The sequence below is a fragment of the Empedobacter sp. GD03861 genome (genome assembly GCF_029840885.1).
Classification (GTDB): domain Bacteria; phylum Bacteroidota; class Bacteroidia; order Flavobacteriales; family Weeksellaceae; genus Empedobacter; species Empedobacter falsenii_B.
In genome coordinates this window covers 1-5,953 of record NZ_JAOCDJ010000065.1, presented here as the reverse complement: position 1 = coordinate 5,953, position 5,953 = coordinate 1, and the positions used below count along the sequence as shown (strand labels likewise).

At 29.2% G+C, this 5,953-nt stretch carries 2 protein-coding genes, 2 pseudogenes and 1 riboswitch; of the genes and pseudogenes, 2 read left to right on the top strand and 2 right to left on the bottom strand.

The window, feature by feature from the left end:
* Positions 1–481 precede the first annotated feature (481 nt).
* Both N5D03_RS14475 and N5D03_RS14470 read left to right on the top strand, forming a co-directional pair.
* Positions 482–937 (top strand): cytochrome c oxidase assembly factor Coa1 family protein, encoded by a 456-nt coding sequence (locus N5D03_RS14475; RefSeq protein WP_280038188.1) that lies wholly within the window; start codon positions 482–484, stop codon positions 935–937.
* A 63-nt stretch (positions 938–1,000) separates the two neighbouring features.
* Positions 1,001–1,184: riboswitch (cobalamin riboswitch) on the top strand.
* 99 nt (positions 1,185–1,283) lie between these two features.
* A pseudogene (locus N5D03_RS14470) lies at positions 1,284–1,766 on the top strand (Plug domain-containing protein); the annotation flags it as partial.
* Positions 1,767–1,807: 41 nt separating this feature from the next.
* On the opposite strand, the pseudogene N5D03_RS14465 reads toward N5D03_RS14470, so the two are convergent.
* Together N5D03_RS14465 and N5D03_RS14460 are read right to left on the bottom strand one after the other, a co-directional pair.
* A pseudogene (locus N5D03_RS14465) lies at positions 1,808–3,164 on the bottom strand (IS3 family transposase).
* A gap of 430 nt (positions 3,165–3,594) precedes the next feature.
* Complete coding sequence (locus tag N5D03_RS14460) at positions 3,595–5,796, bottom strand: peptidase domain-containing ABC transporter (protein WP_280052064.1); 2,202 nt, start codon at positions 5,794–5,796, stop codon at positions 3,595–3,597.
* Between the last annotated feature and the right edge of the window lie 157 nt (positions 5,797–5,953).

Sequence of the window (5,953 nt, the reverse complement as noted above, 5' to 3'; positions counted from 1 at the left end):
TATTCACTTGAGGCTTTTTTTGTGGTTATACGTCGCGCTTTAGGCTGAACGTTTTAAGCTTTACGCTTCTCCAGACTCCAGACTATGTTCTATAAAACAAGAGACTTCTAATTAGTTAACGAGTAGTTTCTTCTTGATAAAAAGGAAGCTTCCTTTTTAAAATTAACTCAGAACTCGATAACACTCCTAGTTTGTTTAGATTTTTATTGGCAGTCTTAAATCTTATGTCTTATAACTTATTACTCAAAACTCAGAACTTAAAAACCCGCGTTAGGGATAGTAGTGGAAATCCTTTTGGAGGAATTGGTTTTTCTGTAATCACTTCTAATCTTCTTATACAAAAGATTGCAACGGATACCCCGACCGAGTGATTTACATTAGCTGTGTTTGTATTATTTTGGTTATTCTATGAATGATATAAAGGAAGGCAAAGAGCGAGGGAACGCCCAAATTTATTATCTTTACTCAAAACCTATATATTATGGAAGAAAATCAGTATGATAATCAATTGTTACCAAAGGAAAGTTGGTTTAAACGTAACTGGAAATGGGTTGTGCCAGTTGGCTGTTTGTCGTTTGTGATTTTATTTTTTGGATTGTTAATTGGTGGTGCTTTTTGGGATTTTAGTAAGATAACTTCGGATAGCGATGTAACGAAACATGCAATTAATATTATTAATCAAAATCCTGAAGTTCAGCAGAAATTGGGTGCGGATGTTAAAACGAACGGAGTTTTTACTGGAAATATTTCTATTACAAATGATACTGGTGAAGCTAACATCTCTGTACCTATAAAAGGAACAAAAGGCTCTGGGACTGCAATTATTGTTGGAGAAAAAGAATTTGATAAATGGAATTATGAAAAGATTGCGGTTCAGGTTGATGAAACTGGAGAAGTGATCGAAATAAATAAAGTAAAAGAAGAAGCTAACGAATGAGTTAGCTTTTTTTGTTTAGCTATTATTGATAAAGATTTAATTGTTTATTCAAAATAATAATTTTACTTTTGATTAACATTTGGTGCGAATTTAACCGTTCGGTAACAGGGAATCAGGTGAAAATCCTGAACAGACCCGCTGCTGTAAGCTCCATATTTTTTAGATACATTATATCCACTGTTTTTAATGGGAAGGATTTCTAAAAAAGGAGTAAGTCAGAAGACCTACCAAAATGATAAATGTTGAATGCTTTCGGGGACTAAAGCGTGAAGTTCAAATTTTGGATAGGTTCGTCCTTTCAATACTTCTTCATACACTCTCGTTAGCAACAATTGATTATTGCTAAATGAGAAATCTGAAAACTATAATTATTTGTTGCAGCTTGATTTTGCTTTCATGTCGCATAGCCTCTGCGCAAATTATTCATGATAGTATTTTAGAGCTTCAGCAAGTTAATATTTTAAAAAATAATATAAAAGCCGTTGTTCCTGTTCAGGAATTGAAAGGAGCGGAACTAGAGGCTTTAAATAGCCATTCTGTGGCAGATGCTGTTCGTTTTTTTGCAGGTGTACAAATCAAAGATTACGGAGGAGTTGGAGGTTTAAAAACTATTGATGTTCGTGGGATGGGATCTCAACATGTTGCAGTTTTTTATGATGGAATTCAATTGGGAAATGCGCAGAATGGAATTGTCGATTTAGGAAAATTTTCTTTAGATGACATGGAAATGATTTCTTTATATAATGGTCAAAAAAGTAATATTTTTCAATCAGCGAAAGACTATGCTTCTGCTTCTGCAATTTACCTTCAAACTGTACGTTTTCAAAACAAATGAGACATTTCAGTTAAAAAATTAAGAGAGTGTTTTTTTTATAAATTTATAATTTTTTGTTGAAAATACAATTGCCTTCTTTTAGCGATTGTTTTTTGTTTAATAATTGCTCTTTTTTCCAATATTTTATCTGCTCTTCCGAAATACATATCGGCAGGAGTTAGATTATTCAAAGCCTCATGATATCTACGATTGTTGTAATTTTCGACAAAATGTTCGAGGGCAAAAATTAGTTCCTCAGGATGATAATAATGATCCAGTTTTACCACATTTTTCATTGTTCTATGATAACGTTCAATTTTTCCTTGCGTTTGAGGATGAAGCGGTTTTCCTCGTATATGTTTCATTTTTTGAGTATTTTTCAAATAATCTTTTAATTCATTTGAAACATAACAAGGTCCATTGTCTGACAATAATTTTGGTCTCTGTTTGGTTTTAATTTGAGCCTTTTCAATTGCCTTTTTTACGGTTCTTTTTACATCTTCAGCCTTCATCGAGCTGCACAACTCCCAATGAATAATATAGCGACTGTAATCGTCCAAAATCGTGCTCAAATAGTACCAACCCCAACCAATAATCTTGAAATATGTAAAATCTGTTTGCCACATTTCATGCACAAAATTGGTTTTGTCGTTGAATTCATTTGCTGCTGAAATCAAAATATGGTTGGTAGCGGGAATTAAATCTCTTTGCTTTAATATCCGATAAACACTCGATTCTGAGATGTAAATTCCTAATTCATCAGTCATTTTTAAAGCTAATTCTCTTGCTGATAATTCTGGATATTCTAACGCTAATTCTACGATAACATCTTTTTGAGATTCGGAAATACTGTTCCATTTTCGATGAGTATATTTTCGTTTAGATTCTAAGCCTTCAAAACCATTTTCAAGATATTTAGCATACCATTTATAAAATGTACTACGAGCTATTCCAAATTCTTCTAATGTGCGCTTAATACCGATTTCTGATCGTGTAACGACTTCGATAATCTCGTATTTTGGCTTGCTGACAATCGCATATATTTCTTAAATTTATCATTTAATCCAACGAATTCAAGGTTTTTTTTACGATATCATAGCGAACAACCAAATCAGCTACAATTTCTTTGAGACGCTGATTTTCTTTACGCAATTCGAGTACATCATCACTGGTTGCTTCTCTGGAAATGTCTCCTGAAAGACGTTTTTTACCAGCTTCTAAGAACTTTTTGTTCCATTTATAAAATTGTGATTGGGAAATCGAGTATTTTCGACACAATTCGGCAATAGAAGTCTCTACTCATAAAGCTTCCATAACGATTAATATCTTTTGCTAGGCTGTAAAAATCCGACGTGTATTATTACGGATATCTTTTACAAATTTCTCTGGGGTTTTCTTTTTTGAAATTGCCATAATTAAAGTTAACGTTTTTTATTAAAAACTATAACTTATTTTTTAGGTCTTAGATGTCCACTTTTTGCTGAAGATTTACAGGAACTATTTTTGTTTAATTTTCAGTAGTAAAGATTGATTTTGTCATATATTGTAAGGTGTAATTTATGCAAAAAGTTTATACCAACACTTTGATACACAAGGTTATCAGATGAATTGATTTTAGGTATTTTAAGGACATAAAAATACCCGATAATAGAATACTATCTATTATCGAGGTTGATTATTTTATTGTTAAATGACTGTAATAAGTGTTTTGTAGTATAACAACACTTCTGATATACTACCGAGGTGTTTTAATACATTTATATTTAGTGTTTTATGAAGTTTTTAATTTTCAAATGTATACAATACGTATACATTTGAAAATTAAAATAATATCTGTTCATTATTAATTACCCAATTCTAATTGATTTTTAACTAAATGGAAATAGTCAGCTTTATTATTTATCAATTCCTGATGATTACCTATTTCAACAATTTCTCCATTTTTGAGCACAATAATTTGGTCTGCATTTTTAACTGTAGATAAGCGATGAGCGATTATTACTACTGTCTTGCTTTTAAAAAAATCTTGTAAATTGTCATGAATTATTTTTTCATTATCTGCATCTAAGGCACTTGTAGCTTCATCAAAAAAAACATAATGAGGGTTTTTATAAACTGCCCTTGCAATTAATATTCTTTGTTTTTGACCTCCTGAAATACCATTACCTGATGCTCCTATTTTTGAATTATATTTTAAAGGTAAAGAGTTAATAAAATCTTTTATATTCGCAGTATGTAATGCTTTGTTGAGATTTTCTTTATTAATATTTTCATCTCTTGTAGCTATATTTCTTTCTATAGTATCTGAAAAAATAAATCCATCTTGCATAACAACACCACAGTTTTCTCTGATATTTTTTGCTGAAAGTTTATTAATATCAATGTCATTGTAAAATATATTTCCTTCTGTTGGTTTATAGAATTTTAATAATAATTTCATTAGAGTGGTTTTGCCACTTCCACTTGCTCCTACAATAGCTGTAACTTTCCCTTCAGGAATGAATAAATTAATTTTTTTTAAAACATAGGGTGATTTTGAACCTTCATATTGAAAACTTATATTATTTAATTTAATTCCATTGTTTTGATAAGAATTAAGATTTAATTGTACTTGCTCTGATTCTTCTTCTGTAGGATGGTTTTGAACTTCATTTAGTCTTTCTAAACTCAATTTAGCATCTTGAAGTGATCTAAAAAAACCAACTAACTGATTAACAGGAGAGTTCATTTGTCCTATTATATAGGAGACACTTAACAATTCTCCCAAAGTCATTTTTCCATGCACAACAAAAGTGGCTGCCAAAAATGTTACAATAATATTCTTTAATTGATTAACAAAATCAAATCCTAATATTTGTATTTGGTCAAGTTTCAAAATCTTTATATTTACATTAAAGAGATTATTTTGTATTTTTTTCCATTCTTTGAGCTTAAAGTCCTCAAATTGATTTAATTTTATCTCTGTGATTCCATTAATAATTTCATATATGGATCCTTGATTTTTGCTTTTTTCCTGAAATCTAAAATAATCCAATATTTTTCGTTTTCTTAGCCAATAAAAAGACCATAGAATAGAAATAATTGTCAAAGAGATATAAATTAATAAAATTTTAAAGTCATAATGCCATAATACTCCAAAGAAAACTGCAAAAGTTATTATTGAAAAAAAAGTTACTAAACTTTGAGATGTTAAAAATAGCTCAATTCTTTCATTATCCTGAATCCTTTGGTTAAAGTCTCCCATCAACTTAGTATCAAAAAAATTAATGGGCAGCTGTATCAATTTTTTAAGAAAATCTGAAATAATATTGATACTCAATTTTGTACCCATATATAACATGAGCCAATTTCTTATTACTTCAATAGTTGTAGAACCTAAAAATAAACTCAATTGTGCTAACAATATAACAATAATGAAGTTAATATTTTTCTCATTAACTCCTTTATCTATAAGATTTTGAGTTAGAAAAGGAAAAATTAGTGTAATACCACTTCCTAACATTAGCATGAAAAACATTAAAAATAACTGCTTTTTAAAATGTTTAAGGTACCTAAATAATAATTTAAAATTTACTTTATCTTCGATAGGAGGAACTGCTTTATAAAATTCTTTTGTGGGTTCTAAAAATAATGCTATCCCTTTGTTACTATCTGAAATCCAATACTTTTTGAATTTTATTTCATCAATTTTTATTAATCCATGGGCAGGGTCTGACAAATGATATATATATTTATCTGAAAAAAAACTTTTAGTAATTTTTCGTAATACCACAAAATGGTTTTGATTCCAATGAAGAATGCAAGGAAAAGATTCTTTTTTTTTCTTTAGAGCATCAATAGTTAGTTTTGCAGATAGATTATCAAAACCAATTTTTTGAGAAGCTTCTGTAATTCCTAATAATGAAACCCCTTCACGAGTTATAAAAGAATTTTCTCTTATATATTGAAGTGAATATTTTTTGCCATAGTAACTTGAAACCATGCATAAACAAGCTGGACCGCAATCCATTTCATCGTGTTGAGAAATAAAATACACTACGTAAATTTAATAAGTATAAAATTTAAAATTCTTTTCATCTTGTAGAAGTTTTTCAATAAAATATTTATATGAGTCAAAATTATTTTTTTTAGAAAAAAGTTCTATAGATTTATTATATAGTAATATATCAGTGTTATATAAATAGTTTAAAATAATTTTATAA

Coding starts and splice junctions, on each gene's coding strand:
- N5D03_RS14475 (WP_280038188.1), top strand. CDS start 482: ATGGAAGAAAATCAGTATGATAATCAATTGTTACCAAAGGAAAGTTGG.